This is a genomic window from Mesorhizobium sp. C372A, from assembly GCF_030323245.1.
In the GTDB taxonomy this organism is placed as follows: Bacteria; Pseudomonadota; Alphaproteobacteria; order Rhizobiales; family Rhizobiaceae; genus Mesorhizobium.
The window spans coordinates 2814016-2831526 of the sequence record NZ_CP100475.1; the positions used below are offsets into that span (position 1 = coordinate 2814016).

The 17511-nt window shown below is 62.5% G+C and carries 17 protein-coding genes and 1 tRNA gene; 10 read left to right on the top strand and 8 right to left on the bottom strand.

The features are described 5' to 3' along the window. Positions 1–2 precede the first annotated feature (2 nt). The 5 genes from fcl to NLY42_RS13395 all read left to right on the top strand — a co-directional run bounded on the left by fcl (position 3) and on the right by NLY42_RS13395 (position 3017). The gene (fcl, locus tag NLY42_RS13375) at positions 3–971 is read left to right on the top strand and encodes a GDP-L-fucose synthase (RefSeq protein WP_023755029.1); all 969 of its coding nucleotides are present in this window, start codon (positions 3–5) and stop codon (positions 969–971) included. Between the two features lie 81 nt (positions 972–1052). After that, the gene (locus NLY42_RS13380) at positions 1053–1259 is read left to right on the top strand and encodes a hypothetical protein (protein WP_023710933.1); all 207 of its coding nucleotides are present in this window, start codon (positions 1053–1055) and stop codon (positions 1257–1259) included. Between the two features lie 404 nt (positions 1260–1663). Continuing rightward, on the top strand, positions 1664–2128 hold the full coding sequence (locus tag NLY42_RS13385; protein ID WP_023671192.1) for an Hsp20 family protein: 465 nt from the start codon (positions 1664–1666) through the stop codon (positions 2126–2128). Positions 2129–2312: 184 nt separating this feature from the next. Then, the gene (locus NLY42_RS13390; RefSeq protein WP_023683230.1) at positions 2313–2615 is read left to right on the top strand and encodes a DUF982 domain-containing protein; all 303 of its coding nucleotides are present in this window, start codon (positions 2313–2315) and stop codon (positions 2613–2615) included. 114 nt (positions 2616–2729) lie between these two features. Continuing rightward, positions 2730–3017 carry a DUF982 domain-containing protein gene (locus NLY42_RS13395; protein WP_245260022.1) on the top strand — a complete coding sequence of 96 codons (288 nt, stop codon included), beginning with the start codon at positions 2730–2732 and terminating at the stop codon, positions 3015–3017. 107 nt (positions 3018–3124) lie between these two features. Here NLY42_RS13395 and NLY42_RS13400 read toward each other — a convergent pair. Both NLY42_RS13400 and cpdR read right to left on the bottom strand, forming a co-directional pair. Beyond that, positions 3125–3199: transfer RNA gene (locus NLY42_RS13400), tRNA-Val, on the bottom strand. Between the two features lie 115 nt (positions 3200–3314). Beyond that, positions 3315–3677 (bottom strand): cell cycle two-component system response regulator CpdR, encoded by a 363-nt coding sequence (gene cpdR, locus NLY42_RS13405; RefSeq protein WP_023671195.1) that lies wholly within the window; start codon positions 3675–3677, stop codon positions 3315–3317. Between the two features lie 164 nt (positions 3678–3841). Here cpdR and NLY42_RS13410 point away from each other — a divergent pair, with 164 nt between their 5' ends. Further along, complete coding sequence (locus NLY42_RS13410) at positions 3842–4783, top strand: N-formylglutamate amidohydrolase (RefSeq protein ID WP_023704024.1); 942 nt, start codon at positions 3842–3844, stop codon at positions 4781–4783. Positions 4784–5120: 337 nt separating this feature from the next. Next, entirely contained in the window at positions 5121–5894 is a 774-nt protein-coding gene (gene hisN / locus NLY42_RS13415; protein WP_023704023.1) for a histidinol-phosphatase, read from the top strand. 12 nt (positions 5895–5906) lie between these two features. Here hisN and NLY42_RS13420 read toward each other — a convergent pair whose 3' ends face one another. The 4 genes from NLY42_RS13420 to NLY42_RS13435 all read right to left on the bottom strand — a co-directional run bounded on the left by NLY42_RS13420 (position 5907) and on the right by NLY42_RS13435 (position 8398). Next, positions 5907–6737: a helix-turn-helix domain-containing protein gene (locus NLY42_RS13420; protein ID WP_023755027.1), complete on the bottom strand. Its 831-nt coding sequence runs from the start codon at positions 6735–6737 to the stop codon at positions 5907–5909. 126 nt (positions 6738–6863) lie between these two features. Further along, positions 6864–7103: a DUF1127 domain-containing protein gene (locus NLY42_RS13425; protein ID WP_023686421.1), complete on the bottom strand. Its 240-nt coding sequence runs from the start codon at positions 7101–7103 to the stop codon at positions 6864–6866. 3 nt (positions 7104–7106) lie between these two features. After that, the gene (locus tag NLY42_RS13430) at positions 7107–7277 is read right to left on the bottom strand and encodes a hypothetical protein (protein ID WP_023683236.1); all 171 of its coding nucleotides are present in this window, start codon (positions 7275–7277) and stop codon (positions 7107–7109) included. A 161-nt stretch (positions 7278–7438) separates the two neighbouring features. Then, a complete protein-coding gene (locus tag NLY42_RS13435; protein ID WP_023686420.1) occupies positions 7439–8398 on the bottom strand; it encodes an alpha/beta fold hydrolase in 960 nt (319 codons plus the stop codon). Positions 8399–8856: 458 nt separating this feature from the next. Here NLY42_RS13435 and NLY42_RS13440 point away from each other — a divergent pair, with 458 nt between their 5' ends. Together NLY42_RS13440 and NLY42_RS13445 are read left to right on the top strand one after the other, a co-directional pair. Next, positions 8857–9324 (top strand): Hsp20 family protein, encoded by a 468-nt coding sequence (locus NLY42_RS13440; RefSeq protein WP_023671202.1) that lies wholly within the window; start codon positions 8857–8859, stop codon positions 9322–9324. A 157-nt stretch (positions 9325–9481) separates the two neighbouring features. Continuing rightward, on the top strand, positions 9482–10246 hold the full coding sequence (locus NLY42_RS13445) for a sulfite exporter TauE/SafE family protein (protein ID WP_023686418.1): 765 nt from the start codon (positions 9482–9484) through the stop codon (positions 10244–10246). Here the strand turns inward: NLY42_RS13445 and NLY42_RS13450 are convergent. Together NLY42_RS13450 and NLY42_RS13455 are read right to left on the bottom strand one after the other, a co-directional pair. Then, positions 10243–11139 carry an MBL fold metallo-hydrolase gene (locus tag NLY42_RS13450; protein WP_023686417.1) on the bottom strand — a complete coding sequence of 299 codons (897 nt, stop codon included), beginning with the start codon at positions 11137–11139 and terminating at the stop codon, positions 10243–10245. The two genes, NLY42_RS13445 and NLY42_RS13450, sit on opposite strands and share 4 nt — an antisense overlap. A gap of 18 nt (positions 11140–11157) precedes the next feature. Beyond that, positions 11158–12207: a threonine aldolase family protein gene (locus NLY42_RS13455; protein ID WP_023686416.1), complete on the bottom strand. Its 1050-nt coding sequence runs from the start codon at positions 12205–12207 to the stop codon at positions 11158–11160. A gap of 509 nt (positions 12208–12716) precedes the next feature. On the opposite strand from NLY42_RS13455, the gene gltB reads away from it, so the two are divergent. Beyond that, positions 12717–17468, top strand: coding sequence for a glutamate synthase large subunit (gene gltB / locus NLY42_RS13460; protein ID WP_023755026.1), 4752 nt, complete (start codon positions 12717–12719; stop codon positions 17466–17468). The last annotated feature ends 43 nt before the right edge of the window (positions 17469–17511 follow it).

Here is a 17511-nt window from a genome sequence, read left to right on the forward strand (position 1 = left end):
CGATGGACGCGACATTTGAACTGAAGGGCAAGCGTGTCTTCGTCGCCGGGCATCGTGGCATGGTCGGTTCGGCCGTCGTGCGCCGGCTGGCGAGCGAGGACTGCGAGATACTCACCGTATCGCGCGACAGGCTCGACCTGCTCGACCAGGCAGGGGTGCGGCGCTGGATGGCCGAGCACAGGCCGGATGCGGTGGTGATGGCGGCCGCCAAAGTCGGCGGTATCCTGGCCAATGACCGGTTCCCTGTCGATTTCCTGCAGCAAAACCTGGTTATGCAGGGCAATGTCATTGACGGCGCCTTTCGCAGCGAGGTCGGCAAGCTTTTGTTTCTCGGCTCGTCCTGCATCTATCCAAAGCTCGCGCCGCAGCCGATCAGGGAAGACGCGCTGCTGACCGGTCCGCTCGAACCCACCAATGAATGGTATGCGATCGCCAAGATCGCCGGGCTCAAACTGTGCCAGGCCTATCGGCGCCAGCATGGCGTCGACTACATCTCGGCGATGCCGGCCAACCTTTACGGTCCTGGCGACAATTTCGATCTCCAGTCCAGCCATGTCGTGCCGGCCCTGATGCGAAAGGCGCATGCACTGGCGCTGAGCGGCGGCAACAGCCTCGAGGTCTGGGGCTCGGGCACGCCACGGCGTGAATTCCTGCATGTCGACGACGCCGCCGATGCCTTGGTCTGGCTGTTGAAGAATTATGCCGGCGACAGCCACGTCAATGTCGGTTCGGGCGAGGATGTCACCATTGCCGAGCTTGCCCAGACCGTCGCATCGGTCGCCGGCGTCGAGGCTGATATCGCCTTCGATACGACCAAGCCAGATGGCACGCCGCGCAAGTTGATGGATGTTTCGCGGCTGTTTGCGACGGGATGGCGCCCGCGCTACGCGCTTCGCGATGGATTGGAACAGACATATGCGTGGTTTCTCACCCATATTGAGAAGGGTGATGTCCGCCTCGGCGCGGCCTGATTCCAATTTTCCTTGAACCATTTCGCTGCCGCCCGCGACCAAGCGGTGTGTAGCAAACACGGTCCATCAAGGAGAACGTCAATGTTTATCACTTCAAGAAACGCATTTCTCGCCGCCATCGCGGTTTCGGTGCTGGCAGGGTGTCAGACGGCACCGCCGAGGGAATGCGAGAAGACCAAGCCCGGTGTCACCTACAACGGCAAATGCTGCGGCATCGGCACACCGTGCCGTGAAGGCAACAACACCCCTCATGACAAGCCCGACAGGCCCGATCCGCGGCCACAGTGATCCGCGAGCCAGAAACGTCCCGGCACGTGCCGGGACGTTTCGCCCCGACAGGGTGGATTTACGGATCGGAAGGCCGCTACCCGGTTCCTTGCTGGCCGGCATTTGAATACGAAACGGGACGGCGGGGCAGTAGACGATGCGGTCGCGCAGATCGCGCGAAAACTTCCCGCCGGATCTGTACTTCAAGGGGCTGTTCGACTGTTCGAAGGGAAGGTCCCGTAGAAACTCAGATTTCGCTTTCCGTCGATGCGAAGGATGCTACTAAAAAAAATTCGAGATGCTCTTGAACTCATTTGGGGCGCCTCCTAATTCGATTTCCGCCAAGGCCATAAGGCTCGGCAAAAAATGGCGGCGCCGCTGGGGCGGCGCCCTTGTACCCATGTTGCTTCAAGGAGGATGTGGCTATGAGAACCTTTGATACCCTCTATCGGACCACCGTCGGTTTCGACCGGCTTTTCGACATGCTCGACAGCGGCACGCGTCCAGACTGGCCGCCCTATAACATCGAGAAGGTCGACGAGAACGATTACCGTATCTCGATGGCCATCGCAGGCTTCAGCCAGGATGAGGTTGAGCTGACCCAGCATGGACCCGAACTGGTCGTGGTAGGCCAGAAAGCTGATGATCAGAGCGGACGCCAGCTGCTGCACCAGGGCATCGCCTATCGCAGTTTCAGGCAGACGTTCAAGCTTGCCGACCACATGAAGATCAAGGCAGCCAAACTGGAGAATGGCCTCCTCTCGATCGACATCGTCCGTGAGATTCCCGAAGAGCTGAAGCCGCGCCGCATTAGCATCGGCGTCGGCGACACGCCGACGGCCGCCACTCAGATCACGCAAGACACGGACCGCGCGCGTAAAGCCGCGTAATCCTGTCGAGATCTGTCACTTTGAACTGCGGGTCCGCCTCCCGGTTTCGGCCGGGAGGCCGTGATTGCGGAGAAACGAAGATGATCACTGCAGGACGTACTGGCGCGCCTCTGTAGCGCGCCCGCAGTTGGCCTAGACCGCGCAAACCATGAAACTCAATGGTTCGTTCGATTTGGAGGATCATATGAACGATCGGATGTTCGACAGCGCCGTGTTCGTGAAAAGCGGCGACAACCTTGTTCAGGAAATCACGTGTCTCGAGGATGCTCTGGAGTTCCTCTATGAATGGCCAAAGGACAGGCGCGGCCCCATTCACCAAACCGCATTGCGGGCCTGCCAGCGAGCTTTCGATAGCGATTATCCGCTTTCCGCAGCCAGAGAAGCGTTCAGCGGTTTTGCGAAAGCAGCCAGAATCCTTGAAGAAGTATCCACGACAATGCCGTGGATGATGGGCAGAGGTGGCGAAGGCGGAGGAGTGACTGCCTAAGCGCGTCGCGCTGAAACGGATTCATGCGACACGCTTTAAGTCTTTGTTTTGATGCATGTCGTTGTCCCAGAACCGCGGCACACTTCTGGGTGACATGCATTAGGAAAGGAGGTCATGATGCTATCGAAACCTTTTGAAAAGCCAGTCCGGGTGTGGGTGGGATTGGGCTTTCCCCGCCAACTCAACACGGTCGCGGATGCTTATCAATTCGCAGCCGAATGGTGTGGCAACAGCCCGGAGCAGAGAGCTGCTATTCGCGCTTGCAAAGCCGCTCTGATTGGTGATGTGGAACCCGAGACAGCACGAGGCGTCTTCGTCGCGTTCGCTCGCAAGAAGGATATTCTTATGGAGGACGGCATCGAGCCTGCGCCTTCAAGGACGCTAAGCCCGCACCACGTCTAAAGCGCGTCGCGTTTGAACGAGGCGGCTGCCACAAGCGGTGGCCGCCTTACCGGCTAAGTTGTCGAAGGGGTGCGCCAAGAACGGGCTTGGCCAAGTTATCGAAAGGATGGTGGGCGTGACAGGGATTGAACCTGTGACCCCTGCAATGTCAATGCAGTGCTCTCCCGCTGAGCTACACGCCCATCCGAAGCCGCGCATACACCATTTTTGGTCCAGCGCGTCAATAGCCGGAAAAGGGAAAGAAAGGCTCGTTTTGTCGCGCCGCCGACGAAGCGGCGAGATCACACTGTGCGCGCTTCAGGCGGCCTGCAGCATTTTTTCGACCTCGTTGACGAGATCGCGCAGGTGGAAGGGCTTGGACAGCACCTTGGCGTCTTTCGGCGCCTTGGAATCGGGGTTAAGCGCGACGGCCGCGAAACCGGTGATGAACATCACCTTGAGGTCGGGATCGATCTCGGTGGCGCGGCGGGCGAGTTCGATGCCGTCCATCTCCGGCATGACGATATCGGTCAGCAGCAGGGAGAAAGGTTCTTCGCGCAGCCGCTCGTAGGCGCTGGCGCCATTGTCGAAATCGCTGACGTGGTAGCCGGCCCGCTCCAGTGCCTTGACCAGGAACCGGCGCATGTCGTCGTCGTCTTCCGCCAGCAGAATGCGTGCCATCTTGTCCCGTCCGAATCACCCCAGCCAAGCCTGCCGTCCGGCAAGCCCGTTAACCATCCTGTATATGAGGAGCTGACGGTAAACATCAAGTGAACGTTGGCGGCATTAATCCTGATTTGACGCGGTTCCTGACATGCCGAAATGCTGGACATGCGGCCGATGAGGTGGCAGTTTCCCATCATGATGCATTGCTGTTTCCGGGTTCGTTCAAATTGACGACGGCAGCCGAAGATTTTTCGGTCGTTCCACCCTTCGAAATCCGATCGGGCGCCGAGCAGCGCGTTCCCTTCGTCTTCAACTCACCGCATAGCGGCCGCTATTATCCAGACCGCTTCCTGGCCATGGCGCGGCTCGACCGGAACGCCATCCGCCGCTCCGAGGATTGCTATGTCGACGAGCTGTTCGGCAGCGCGGTGGTGCTGGGCGCGCCGATGCTGGCGGCGAATTTTCCGCGCGCTTACCTCGACGTCAACCGCGAACCCTGGGAACTCGACCCGCGCATGTTCGCCGAGCCGGTGCCGTCCTTCTGCAACATCCGCTCGGCGCGTGTCGCCGGCGGGCTCGGCACCGTGCCCAAGCTGGTGGGCGAGGGGCTCGACATCTATTCCGGCCGTCTGCCGCTGGCGGAGGCCGTCCAGCGCATAGAGGCGGTCTACAAACCCTATCACGAGACGCTGAAGCGGCTATTGACCAGAACCCATGCCAGGTTCGGCTATGCCGTGCTGATCGACTGCCATTCGATGCCGGCGAGCATCAGGGTGGGCGACAGCGGCCTGCGGCCGGATTTCATCGTCGGCGACCGTTTCGGCATCTCGGCCACGGCGGCCCTGACCGAGACGGCGATCGGCCTGCTCATCGGCATGGGCTACACCGTCGCCCACAACAAACCCTATGCAGGCGGTTTCATCACCGAGCATTACGGCCGGCCGGCGCGCCATCTGCATGCGCTGCAGATCGAGGTCAATCGCGGCCTCTACATGAATGAGCGGACGTTCCAGAAATCGGCCGGCTTCGATGCGCTGGCCGACGATATGGCGCGCTTTTCGGCCGACCTGATGGCGATGCCCGACCACCACTTCATCGACCTGCCGCTGGCCGCCGAATGACGCCGGAGCGGCGGCTGTTCATGCAATCCCGCGCTGGCCATCCCGCAGCGTAAAAAAAGACCGCATCGTTTGCACGACACGGTCGAAGTCTAGGGAGGAAACGCCCAAGGAGGGCATGGACAGGAAAACCTGTCCGAGAACAAATTTATTGTGCGATGCACAAATGTCAATCGATCCCACGCTTTTTTAATTCACTCTGATGTGGAAATGCGTTTCGATGGTCCCGATGTGTGACATTTCGGCAACGCTGATGTCTCTGATAAATCGATAAACCGGCTTGTTTTGGCGGGAAAGTGCCGGCAGACCGGGTTGGCACTCTGTAATGCGGGAGAATCACGTGGACATCAGCATCGATTTCATGCGCCGGATCGCGCAAGCGGCGGCGGCTGAAACCTTGCCGCGTTTCCGCGTACAGGGCGCGGTGGCCAACAAGGAAAAAGGCAGTTTCGACCCGGTCACCGAGGCCGACCGCGAGGCCGAGCGCGCCATTCGGGCGCTGATCTCGGCTGAGTATCCCGATCACGGTATCCTTGGCGAAGAACATGGCAGCGAAAACATCTCCTCAAGGCATGTCTGGGTGATCGATCCGATCGATGGTACCCGCGCCTTCATCTCAGGCTTGCCGGTGTGGGGAACGCTGGTCGGATTGACGGTCGACGGTGACGCCGTCGCCGGCATGATGGCGCAGCCGTTCACCGGCGAGCTGTTCTACGCCAACGCTTCCGGCTCCCACTACGAAGGCCCCGGTGGGCCGCGGAAGCTGTCGACCCGCAAGAGGACGAAGCTTGACGAGGCGACCTTGTTCACCACCACGCCGGCGCTTTTCAAGGGCGAGGCGCGCACCCGCTACGACGCGTTCGAGAAACAGATCCAGCTCGCCCGCTACGGAGCCGATTGCTACGCCTTTGCCATGATCGCGTCCGGCAGCGTCGACATCGTCGCCGATCCCGGATTGAAACCCTACGACATCGTGGCGCTGATCCCGATCATCGAAAAGGCCGGCGGCGTCGTCACCACATTCGAGGGCGGTCCGGCGGAAAAGGGCGGCGACATCCTGGCCGCCGCAACGCCGGAGCTTCATGCGGCTGCAATGGCAGCCCTGCGGGGCTGATAGTCGACCCGATCAGCGCGGCTTGATCGAGCGCTGGAATTCCGCCGGCGTTCGCCCGTAGACCTGCCTGAACGCTGAGCTGAAATGGCTGTGGCTGGAGAAGCCGAGGTCCAGGCCGAGCGTGGTCAGATTGTCGTAGCGGCCAAGCAGGTCGAGCGCGCGCGCCAGCCGCAGGCGCAGATGGTAGCGATAGAGCGGCATCGCCTCGACCTGCTGGAAAACCTGCGTGAGATAAACCGGTGATACCCCGACTTCAGCGGCGATCTCGGCCAGCGTCCAGCGCCGCGAAAGATCCGAGGACAGGACGAGCTTGGCGCGATCGACCAGCTTCTGCCGGCCAGCGCTGGCGCCGGCGGCATGCGAGGTGCGCTCGCCGAGGGAGCGCCGCACCAGCGTCAGCGCCAGGGTTTCGGCCTCCAGCGTTTCGGCAATGTTGCGGCTCAGGCTGTGGCGCAGCACCGCCACCAGCGCCTGAGCCCGCGGGTCGATGCGGCGGCGCTGACGACGAAACGCCACGGCGCTGCCCGAGCGCAACTGCTCCTTCGGCGTCAACTCCTGCAGTTGCGCCTCCTCGATAACGAGATCGAGGCAGGAATCGCCACCCTCGACGGGATGGCTGATCCGGTAGCCTTCGGCGTTGTTGAAGAACAACAACTGGTTGGCTTCGGCGACCGCATCGTTGCGGCCGACATGGCGCACGAAGACGCCGCGATAGGGAAACACAAGATGCGTGGCAGCGGTGCACTCTTTTTCGCTCTTGTGCCGGCATTCGCCGCTGCAGAGGACATCCCTCACCCTGACGGTGCCGGTGTCCAGAAGCGTCTGTACCGTGAACTGCGACATGGTGAGCTGAGACATGGCCGTTGCATTCTACCCTTGCGCCGAAAGCTGCTCCGGCACATTAGGCGATTGGCTTGTCCAAACCTGTCAGGAGACTTCACCTGTCGGGCCCTTCGTAACGGCCATGGCTCAGTCCCACAAACGGCGCATGTATTCGCAGTGAGCGTCGCTGCGCGACAGGCCGATGTCCTTGAGCTGTTCGTCGGTCATTTCGAGCAAGGCAAGGCGGCTTCGGCGCCTTTCCAGTTGACGGCCGATCCAGTTGGCCGCCGCGATGCCTTGTGTCCGCAAGGACCGCCGGAACGTCGCGGTTTGAGTTGTCGGCTGATGTGCGAGGCATTGCGCCGCCGCTGCATGATCGGGGCGCATCGCTCAGGCTTCCCCGTTGCCGGCCACTGATGCGCCGGCCACTGAGGCGCCGGCTTCGTTCAGCGCAATCGCGCATTCCTCGCAGCAGACCTCGACGGTCTTGCCGCCGACCTTGACGCGGATCGGGTTGGCGTCCAGCTGGCAATCGCAGGCAGCGCAGGTTTTCTCGGTCATGACGTCATCCCCTTGGCGTTCAGTATGCGGAGAGATGAGCATTCCGGGGCGGCACCGGCTGTCAGAATCTTTAGCTCTTTGGGTGCTGCCGGCGCTGCTCCTGACAGAAGGCTGTCAGCAGGCGCAAGCTCAAGGCGCCGCAACATGCAGCGCCGGCGGCATCAGGCTGTTGGGTCGTCGTTGCCGGGTATGAAGGCGTCGAAGGCGGCGAGCAACTGCTCGCGATAGACATCGGCCTCCTGCAGGATCTCGTGTTTCGAGCCATCGATCATCAGCAGCGAGCCGAGGCGCAGACGCCTGGCATAGGCTTCCACGGCCTTGGTCGAGACGACCTGATCGGCGCCGGCGGCGATCATCAGCAGCGGCACCTGGATCCTGGCCATGAAGTCGGGCTCACTGATGGCTTCGCCTGCCTTGATTGCCGCCTGCAGCCAGCGGATCGTCGGCCCGCCGAGCGCCAGTTGCGGATAGTGCTCGTAGATTTTCGTGTTGCGCTGATAGCGCCCGGGGTCCGATGTCACCTTGTTGAGGGCGAAGGGCAGGGTTTCCCTGGGACGCGGACCCCAGGCGGCGTAGAGCCGGCCGAGGCCGAGAAAGCACAATATCGAGCAGACGCGGCGCGCGGTTTTTGCCGACACGGGCGAGTCGGGCACCGTCAGGAAAGGCGCAATCAGCACCATGCGACGCACCCGGTTGACCATCGACGGCGCCGCGAGCAGCGCGATCACGGCGCCCATCGAATGGGCGAGGATGTAATACGGGCCGCGGCAGTCGGGCAGCACGATATCCTCGAAGAACTGTTCGAGGTCGCCGGTGTAATCGTAGAAAGAGCGGACATAGCCGCGTTGCGGATCGGCGATCAGCCGGTCGGAATCGCCCTGGCCGCGCCAGTCGAGCGTGGCGACGCCGAGGCCGCGGTCGGTCAGGTTGCGGATGGTTTCGAAATACTTCTCGATGCACTCGTTGCGGCCGGGCAGCAGCACGACGGTGCCTTTCAGCGGCCGGGTGATCGCGGCAAACAGGCCGTAGCGGATCTTCTTGCCGTCGCGCGTGGTGAAAAAGCCGCCGGCGACATTTTGCGGCGGCGGATTGCCTGGCGTGGGATGGAAGAGATCCGTCATTAGGCGCTTGCGTCTTCGTGGTGTCTCACCCGGCAGGGCGTCGGCATGGTGATAGACGCCAATGGATGAAAAGCAAAGGGAGGACGCCAAGGGGGCGGACGAACGACAAGCAAGGCCGGAAGCAGCCTGCGGCGGCGTGCTTCCGGCCTCTGTCGATCCGGGAGGAAGGGACGTTACACCCGGTCGGCCTCGTCGCGGCGCTTTCATCCGGCGCCGCCTGGTTCTTTATCCTGGGGGCACTCTAGCGCCGGCCGGCTGAACGGGCGCCGAAGCAGCGGTTCATCTGCCGTTCATCGACGCCTCGATTGGCGCTCTTCAAAAATCCTTGAAATGCGCTTTTGCGCTCCCCAAATGTCGGATGCAGCCGCCGATGTCGGGGCTGCTGGTCCACCCGAAACGCCTTTCCAGGGTTTCGCACCGGCCACACGCAAACATGTTGCTCAACAGGAGAACACCTCATGCGTCACGTTGATTTTTCCCCGCTCTATCGCTCGACCGTCGGCTTCGACCGCCTGTTCACCATGCTCGACTCGCTGGCCCAGCCCGATGGCGCGCAGACCTATCCGCCCTACAACATCGAGCGCACCGGCGAGGACGCCTATCGCATCTCGATGGCGGTTGCCGGCTTCTCGGACGAAGAGATTTCGATCGAAGCCCACCGCAACGTGCTGACCGTCAAGGGTGAGCGCAAGGAAGAGGGCAATGGCGAAGGCTCCGAGCTGCTCTACCGCGGCATTGCCTCGCGTTCGTTCGAGCGCCGCTTCCAGCTTGCCGACCATGTCGAGGTCGTCGGCGCCACCCTGAAGAACGGCCTGCTTTTCGTCGACCTTAAGCGCAACATCCCCGAGGAGCTGAAGCCGCGCAAGATCGCGATTACCGCCTCTTCGGCCAACGCCAAGCAGATCGAGGCCAAGAACGCCGCGTGATCAAGACGGCGGCGTCACAACGCCCAAGGTTGAAAGCGTCTCCTCCCGAGACGAAAGCGGCGCCGCGAGGCGCCGCTTTTTTTCGCCGCAGCCTCTGTCACCCCAACCGAAGAGTTCTGGCTCTTTTGCGGCGGGCGCCGTCTTCCCATGAAGGGCGATGTCTGATCTTTCGGCTGATTTTTCCCTGGCCCTAACGGCAACCATTGCGGTGACCTTCCTGCTGGCCGGCATCGTCAAGGGCGTTACCGGTATGGGACTGCCGACGTTGGCGATGGGGCTGCTGGGCACAATCATGCCGCCGGTCGCCGCGGCTTCGCTGCTGATCGTGCCGTCCTTCGTCACCAATATCTGGCAGCTGTTTGCCGGCCCGAGCTTCGGATGGATCCTCAGGCGGCTGTGGCTGATGATGGTCGGCATCGTCGCCGGCACGCTGGCCGGCTCATGGCTGCTGGCCAGCGACAATGTCAAATGGACGACGGCCGGCCTCGGGGCGGCGCTGATCGTCTATGCCGTCTATACGCTGCTGGCGCGGCAGTTGACGGTTCCCGCGTCAGCCGAGCGCTGGTCGTCGCCCATCGTCGGTTTCCTTACCGGCATCGTCACCGGCGGCACCGGCGTGTTCGTCGTGCCCGCTGTACCTTACATTCAGGCGCTGGGCTTGAGCCGTGACGATCTGATCCAGGCGCTCGGCCTGTCCTTCACCGTGTCGACGATCGCGCTCGCTGCCGGCCTTGCCTCGCACGGCGCGTTCCAGGTCGGGCATGTCGCCATGTCGTCGCTGGCGGTTGCGCCGGCCTTGCTCGGCATGTGGCTCGGACAGTTGCTCCGGCAGCGGATCAGCCCGGCGACCTTCCGGCGCTGGTTTCTTGTTTTCCTGATCTTGCTTGGCCTCGAGCTTTTGGCGCGGCCTTTCCTTGCTTAGCGACCGGTGCCGGTTGCGAGAACGGCCTCGATGTTTTGCCGGTGGACGGGCTCGTACAGCGCGAAGTACTCGACCGCGCCCGTGGCGAATATGTCGGCGCCGAAGGTTTTCAGATCCTGCTTCGCAAGATCAGGCTCACGCCGGCAGCGAAGCAGTTTTTGAACGTAGGCTTGCGTGGCGGCGATGAGGCCTTTGTCGTAGCCGCCTCGCTCAATCGCTTCGAGCGAGCCGTGATTGGGCAAGATGCGGTCTATCGGCCACCCGCTCATGCGTTCGAGATCGACCAGATGTTGCGCCAGCCGATCCGCCTCGCTGACATAGGTGATCGGATCCTCGAGCGTGTCGCCCGCCAGGAGCAGGCCGGTTTCGGGCATGAACAGCACCGTGCCGTCATGGCTGTGGATTTCGACCTGACGCAGTTCGACGGCGATCGATCCAACGGCGAGGTCAAGACTGCCTGCGAAGGTCCTGTTCGGCAGCACGAGAGGCTTGATCGGTGGAACACCGCTTTCGATCTCAGCCCGGTTGTTCGCGAGCGCCGAGGCGGTGAGCGTGTTGGCGATAATCTCGCAATCCTGAAACACCTCATTGCCGGCAATATGATCGTCATGCCAGTGGCTGAGCACGACCCGGATCGATGTTGCGCCCATGTCTTCGAGCGTCTGCCTGATGAAGCGCGCGTGAGGCAGCGAAATATGCGTGTCGTAGACAAGCGCCTGCGAACCATCGACGATCGCATAGGTGCAGATGCCGAGGGCATAGGCGCCGTCGTCCAGCCAGTTCGGCTCGTCCGACCAGGCGCGAACGCCGTCAACGCGGCCATCGTAGAAGCCGAGCACGTTTGGCGCCGGGCGAACCAGCCGCATGGTTGAGCCGAGAGGTGGCTTTGTCATTGGCGCGGTCTCGCGGGTTCAGGCGATCATCTGGCCGAAGCGATCGACCTCATCTGAAGTCGTGGCAAAGCTGGTGACGAAGCGATAGAGCAACTCGTCCTCGCCGACATGGCCGTCGAAGCCGTGCGGCCTGTGCCAGTCGTAAAAGGCTGCGCCGACGGATTGCAGCCTTTCGGCTTCCGCCTTTTTCATCACCGCGAACACCTCGTTGGCCTGCGGCAACCAGGCGAGCTTCGCCGTTGCCGAATCCTCGATCGCAGCCGCCAGGCGCGCGGCCATGGCATTGGCATGACGGGCCGTGTCCAGCCACAGGCCGTCCGTGAAGTAGGCGTCGAACTGCGCTGCGATGAAGCGCGACTTGGAGAACAGCTGTGCGGCGCGCTTGCGCAGGAAGGACAACTCCTTGGCGCGGTCTAGATCGAACAGCACCACCGCTTCGGCGCACCAGCAGCCGTTCTTGGTGCCGCCGAACGAGACGATGTCGACGCCGCGCTTCCAGGTCATTTCGGCCGGCGTCGTCTCAAGCGCGACCAATGCGTTGGCAAAACGGGCGCCGTCCATATGCAGCGGCAGGGAAAAGCGTTTGGCGATCTCCGAAATGGTGGAAATGTCGTCGAGCCCGTACACTGTGCCGACTTCGGTCGATTGGGTGATCGAGACGGCCGTCGGGCGTCCCCAATGGACGATTTCGGGTGCGAAACGGGCGACGGCGCGTTCAAGGTTGTGCGGATCGATCTTGCCCAGGGCGCCGTCGACAGCATGGAGACGCGAGCCGCCGCTGAAATATTCCGGCGCGCCGCATTCGTCCTCGATGATGTGCGATTCGCGGTGCGCAAAGGAAATGCCGCCGGGCTTGTTGTAAGCGGCCAGGGACAGCGAGTTGGCCGCCGTGCCGGTAGCGACGAAGAACACCGCGACCTCGCGTTCGAAGATCTCGCTGAAACGCTGGTAGACGGCCCGGTCGAGATCGCCATCGCCATAGGCGGTCGAAAAGCCGCCAGCATTGGCTGACAGCCCGGCGGCAATGTTGGAATGGACGCCCGCCCAGTTGTCGGATGCAAAGAACATCAGGAAAGTCCCTGCCTGGTTGAGAAAGTCTGGTTGCGACAAGAGCGCGACCATGGCCGTTTCGGGGTTTGACGCGCAAGGGCCAAGGGCTGAAAAAGCGGTAAAGCCAAAGGCGATCACGAAGGAGTGCCGGGACCGAAATTTCGTTTCAACAGCGCCCGACGTAATTTTCTGTCGCCAAACGTCCAAGAATTTGGTGAATCGGTCTTGTGTGCGCCCAGGATTTCTGCCATAAAAATTTAGGACAGTAGTGCTGTCTTATTTTGTCGCACAAGTCAGGCTGGATTGGCGTATCATTTGGGCCACTCCGGCCGTTGCCGCGAGCGACGGGTAGACGGCTCGGCTGTGGCCTGTACGATACCGGATACGAACCGGCGGTGCACCGCACGGTCCGCCAAGGATTTCGAAAAGACGTGCCGCAAGAATGAGAGCGGAAGCCAGTCGCTTCCCAAGGTAGACCAGCGCCCCAAATGCTAGACGTGCAAGGGGCCGGATCGGAGGACAGGACGATGACGGAACTGACGCCATCTGCGATTATCGGCCAGGCCGCGCAGACGAAAGCGGCAGCCGTTAAAAATACCGTTCTGACCAAAGAAGGCCGAACCACCAACGGCCTGACCGGCAACGGTATGGCCGCGCAGGGTCTCTACGATCCGCGCAACGAGCATGACGCGTGCGGCGTCGGCTTCATCGTCAACATGAAGAACGTGAAGTCGCACCAGATCGTCAAGGACGGGCTCTTCGTGCTCGAAAACCTGACGCATCGCGGCGCTGTCGGCGCCGATCCGCTGATGGGCGACGGCGCCGGTGTGCTCGTGCAAATCCCCGATCGTTTCTTCCGCGAGGAGATGGCGGCCCAGGGCGTCGAACTGCCGGCGGCAGGCCAATACGGCGTCGGCCACTGGTTCATGCCGCAGGATGCGGCACTGCGCGCCCATATCGAAGAGATCATCGCCGAATCGGCGCTGTCAGAAGGGCTGCCGCTGCTCGGCTTTCGCGACGTGCCGGTCGACAATTCATCGCTGTCGAAGGCGCCCGATATTGCGGCCTCCGAACCGTTCCATCGCCAGGTCTTCATCGGCCGCACATCGGACATTCCAGATGACGAGGAATACGAGGCCAGGCTGTACCTGCTGCGCAAGGTGATTTCCGGCCGTATCTACGCCGAGAACAACAACAAGGATATCGGCGCCTACTGTGTGTCGCTATCGGCGCGTACCATCGTCTACAAGGGCATGTTCCTGGCCTACCAGGTCGGCGCCTATTACAAGGATTTGTCGGATCCGCGTTTCGAGACCGCGCTGATCCTCGTCCACCAGCGCTTCTCGACCAACACCTTCCCGTCATGGAAGCTCGCGCACCCCTACCGCATGGTCGCGCATAATGGCGAGATCAACACGGTGCGCGGCAACAACAACTGGATGGCGGCGCGCCAGGCCTCGGTCGATTCCGAACTGTTCGGCAACAACATCTCGAAGCTGTGGCCGATCTCCTATGACGGCCAGTCCGACACGGCGTGCTTCGACAATGCGCTCGAATTCCTGTTCCAGGGCGGCTACAGCCTCAGCCATGCCATGATGATGCTGATCCCCGAAGCGTGGGCCGGCAACAAGCTGATGGATGCCGACCGCAAGGCTTTCTACGAATACCATGCAGCGCTTATGGAGCCGTGGGACGGGCCGGCCGCGGTCGCCTTCACCGACGGCCGCCAGATCGGCGCCACGCTCGACCGCAACGGGCTGCGCCCGGCGCGCTACATCGTCACCGACGACGACCGCGTCATCATGGCGTCCGAAGCCGGCGTGCTGCCGGTGCCGGAGGAGAGGATCGTCAAGAAGTGGCGGCTGCAGCCCGGCCGCATGCTTCTGATCGACCTCGCCAAGGGCCGCATCATTTCCGACGAGGAGATCAAGTCGGAGATCGCCACCAGGCATCCCTACAAGACCTGGCTCAACAACACGCAGCTGATCCTCGAGGATCTGAAGCCGGTCGAGCCGCGCGCGCTGCGCAAGGATGTCAGCCTGCTCGATCGCCAGCAGGCTTTCGGCTACACGCAGGAAGACACCAAGCTGTTGATGTCGCCGATGGCGACCACCGGCCAGGAAGCCGTGGGTTCGATGGGCACCGACACGCCGATCTCGGCGATGTCGGACAAGTCGAAGCTGCTCTACACCTATTTCAAACAGAATTTCGCCCAGGTCACCAACCCACCGATCGACCCGATCCGCGAGGAGCTGGTGATGAGCCTGGTGTCGTTCATCGGGCCGCGGCCGAACATCTTCGACCTGGTCGGCAATTCGCGCCGCAAGCGGCTCGAAGTGCGCCAGCCGATCCTGACCAATGGCGATCTGGAAAAGATCCGCTCGATCGGCCACACCGAGGACCGTTTCGACACCAAGACCATCGACATCACCTACGGGTCGAGCGAGGGCGCGGCCGGCATGCAGGGCGCCCTCGAGCGTCTGTGCGAGCGGGCGGAAGCCGCTGTCGCCGGCGGCTACAACATCATCATCCTGTCCGACCGCCAGGTGGGTCCCGACCGTATCGCCATCCCGGCACTGCTGGCGACGGCTGCCGTGCACCACCACCTGATCCGCAAGGGTCTGCGCACCGCGGTCGGCCTGGTCGTGGAATCCGGCGAGCCGCGCGAAGTGCATCATTTCTGCTGTCTCGCCGGCTACGGCGCCGAGGCGATCAACCCCTACCTTGCCTTCGATACGCTGCTCGACATGCACAAGCGTGGCGAACTGCCGGCTGAGGTCGACGCCTACGAGGTGGTCTCGCGCTACATCAAGTCGATCGGCAAGGGCATCCTCAAGGTGATGTCGAAGATGGGCATCTCCACCTACCAGTCCTATTGCGGCGCGCAGATATTCGACGCCATCGGGCTGAAGTCAGATTTCGTCGAGAAGTACTTCACCGGCACAGCGACGCTGATCGAAGGTGTCGGCCTGGACGAGGTCGCGGCCGAGACGCTCAGCCGCCACACCGACGGTTTCGGCAACGATCCGGTGCTGCGCAACAGCCTCGAGGTCGGCGGCGAGTACATGTACCGCATGCGCGGCGAAGCCCATATGTGGTCGCCCGACGCCGTCGCCACCTTGCAGCACGCCGTGCGCCAGGGCTCGTGGGAGACGTTCAAGGAGTATTCCGCGCAGATCGACAGCGAGACGGCCCGTGCCCAGACCATACGCGGCCTGTTCAGGATCAAGCTTGCGGAAGAGACCGGCCGCAAGAAGGTCGTGATAGAGGACGTGATGTCGGCGGCCGATATCGTCAAGCGCTTCTCGACCGGGGCGATGTCGTTCGGCTCGATCTCGCGCGAGGCACACACGACGCTGGCGCGCGCCATGAACCAGATCGGCGGCAAGTCGAACACCGGCGAGGGCGGCGAAGAGGCAGACCGCTATCTGCCGCTGCCCGGCGGCGGCAAGAACCCCGAACGTTCGGCGATCAAGCAGGTCGCCTCGGGGCGGTTTGGCGTCACCGCCGAGTATCTCGTCAATTCCGATGTCATGCAGATCAAGGTCGCGCAGGGCGCCAAGCCCGGTGAGGGCGGCCAGCTGCCCGGCCACAAGGTCGACGCCACCATCGCCAAGGTCCGGCACTCGACGCCCGGCGTCGGCCTGATCTCGCCGCCGCCGCATCACGACATCTATTCGATCGAGGATCTGGCGCAGCTGATCTACGACCTGAAGAACGTCAACCCGGCGGCCGACGTATCGGTCAAGCTGGTGTCGGAAGTCGGTGTCGGTACGGTTGCGGCCGGCGTCGCCAAGGCACGCGCCGACCACATCACCATCTCCGGCTATGATGGCGGCACCGGCGCGTCGCCGCTGACCTCGCTCAAGCATGCCGGCAGTCCATGGGAAATGGGCCTTGCCGAGACGCACCAGACGCTGGTGCTGAACGGGCTGCGCTCGCGCGTTGCACTGCAGGTCGATGGTGGCTTGCGCACGGGGCGCGACGTCATCATCGGTGCGCTGCTCGGTGCCGACGAGTTCGGCTTCTCGACCGCGCCGCTGATCGCGGCCGGCTGCATCATGATGCGCAAGTGCCACTTGAACACCTGCCCGGTCGGCGTCGCGACGCAGGACCCGGTTCTGCGCAAGCGTTTCAAGGGCACGCCCGAGCATGTCGTCAACTTCTTCTTCTATGTTGCGGAAGAGGTGAGGGGGCTGCTGGCCGAGATGGGCTACACCCATATCGACCAGATCATCGGCGACAGCGACCTGCTGGAGAAGCGCGAGATGATCCAGCATTGGAAGGCGCGTGGGCTCGATTTCGGCAAGATGTTCTTCAAGCCGGACGCGCCGCATGAGGCGGTGCACTGGACCGAACGGCAGAAACACCCGATCGACGATGTACTCGATCGCAAGCTGATCGAACTGGCGAAGCCCGCGCTCGAAAGCAAGCAGCCGGTCAAGATCGAGGTCGACATCCGCAATGTCGATCGCTCCACGGGCGCCATGCTGTCGGGCGAAGTCGCCAAGCGCTTCAGGCACAAGGGCCTGCGCGAGGACACGATCCAGGTGAAGCTGACCGGCACCGCCGGCCAGTCGTTCGGCGCCTTCCTGGCGCGCGGCATCTCGTTCGATCTCGTCGGTGCGGCCAACGACTATGTCGGCAAGGGCCTGTCGGGCGGACGCATCGTCATCCGGCCGCCGGAGGAGTCCAGGATCGTCGCGGCGGAATCGATCATCGTCGGCAACACCGTCCTCTATGGCGCGACCGAGGGCGAGGCCTATTTCGCAGGTGTCGCCGGCGAGCGCTTCGCGGTGCGCAATTCGGGCGTCGCCGCCGTCGTTGAAGGCGTCGGCGATCATGGCTGCGAATACATGACCGGCGGCATCGTCGTCGTCATCGGCCAGACCGGTCGCAACTTCGCTGCCGGCATGTCGGGCGGCGTGGCCTATGTTCTGGATGAGGCCGGCGATTTCGCCGCGCGCTGCAACATGGCGATGGTCGAGCTGGAGCCGGTTCCGGAAGAAGACGATCTGATGGAAAGGCTGCTGCATCATGGCGGTGACCTCGACCACAAGGGTCGCGTCGACGTCTCGGGCGACATGACCACCCATGACGAGGAACGGCTTTACCAGCTTATCTCGAACCACGTCCATTTCACCGGTTCGGTACGCGGCCGCGAGATACTCGACGACTGGACGACCTTCCGGCCGAAATTCCGCAAGATCATGCCGGTCGAATACCGCCGCGCGCTGATCGAGATGGAACGCATGCGCATGGGCGTGGCGGCGGAATAGGTTTTTCGACTTGCCGGGAGGCGCAGGCTTCCCGGCGGAACTT

Bases quoted from the DNA above. Each gene is read 5' to 3' on its own strand.
- NLY42_RS13395 (WP_245260022.1), top strand. From the start codon at position 2,730: ATGATGCTATCGAAACCTTTTGAAAAGCCAGTCCGGGTGTGGGTGGGA.
- fcl (WP_023755029.1), top strand. From the start codon at position 3: ATGGACGCGACATTTGAACTGAAGGGCAAGCGTGTCTTCGTCGCCGGG.
- NLY42_RS13385 (WP_023671192.1), top strand. From the start codon at position 1,664: ATGAGAACCTTTGATACCCTCTATCGGACCACCGTCGGTTTCGACCGG.
- NLY42_RS13380 (WP_023710933.1), top strand. From the start codon at position 1,053: ATGTTTATCACTTCAAGAAACGCATTTCTCGCCGCCATCGCGGTTTCG.
- NLY42_RS13430 (WP_023683236.1), bottom strand. From the start codon at position 7,277: ATGACCGAGAAAACCTGCGCTGCCTGCGATTGCCAGCTGGACGCCAAC.
- gltB (WP_023755026.1), top strand. From the start codon at position 12,717: ATGACGGAACTGACGCCATCTGCGATTATCGGCCAGGCCGCGCAGACG.
- NLY42_RS13455 (WP_023686416.1), bottom strand. From the start codon at position 12,207: ATGTTCTTTGCATCCGACAACTGGGCGGGCGTCCATTCCAACATTGCC.
- NLY42_RS13450 (WP_023686417.1), bottom strand. From the start codon at position 11,139: ATGACAAAGCCACCTCTCGGCTCAACCATGCGGCTGGTTCGCCCGGCG.
- NLY42_RS13435 (WP_023686420.1), bottom strand. From the start codon at position 8,398: ATGACGGATCTCTTCCATCCCACGCCAGGCAATCCGCCGCCGCAAAAT.
- cpdR (WP_023671195.1), bottom strand. From the start codon at position 3,677: ATGGCACGCATTCTGCTGGCGGAAGACGACGACGACATGCGCCGGTTC.
- NLY42_RS13420 (WP_023755027.1), bottom strand. From the start codon at position 6,737: ATGTCGCAGTTCACGGTACAGACGCTTCTGGACACCGGCACCGTCAGG.
- NLY42_RS13440 (WP_023671202.1), top strand. From the start codon at position 8,857: ATGCGTCACGTTGATTTTTCCCCGCTCTATCGCTCGACCGTCGGCTTC.
- NLY42_RS13425 (WP_023686421.1), bottom strand. From the start codon at position 7,103: ATGCGCCCCGATCATGCAGCGGCGGCGCAATGCCTCGCACATCAGCCG.
- NLY42_RS13390 (WP_023683230.1), top strand. From the start codon at position 2,313: ATGAACGATCGGATGTTCGACAGCGCCGTGTTCGTGAAAAGCGGCGAC.
- NLY42_RS13445 (WP_023686418.1), top strand. From the start codon at position 9,482: ATGTCTGATCTTTCGGCTGATTTTTCCCTGGCCCTAACGGCAACCATT.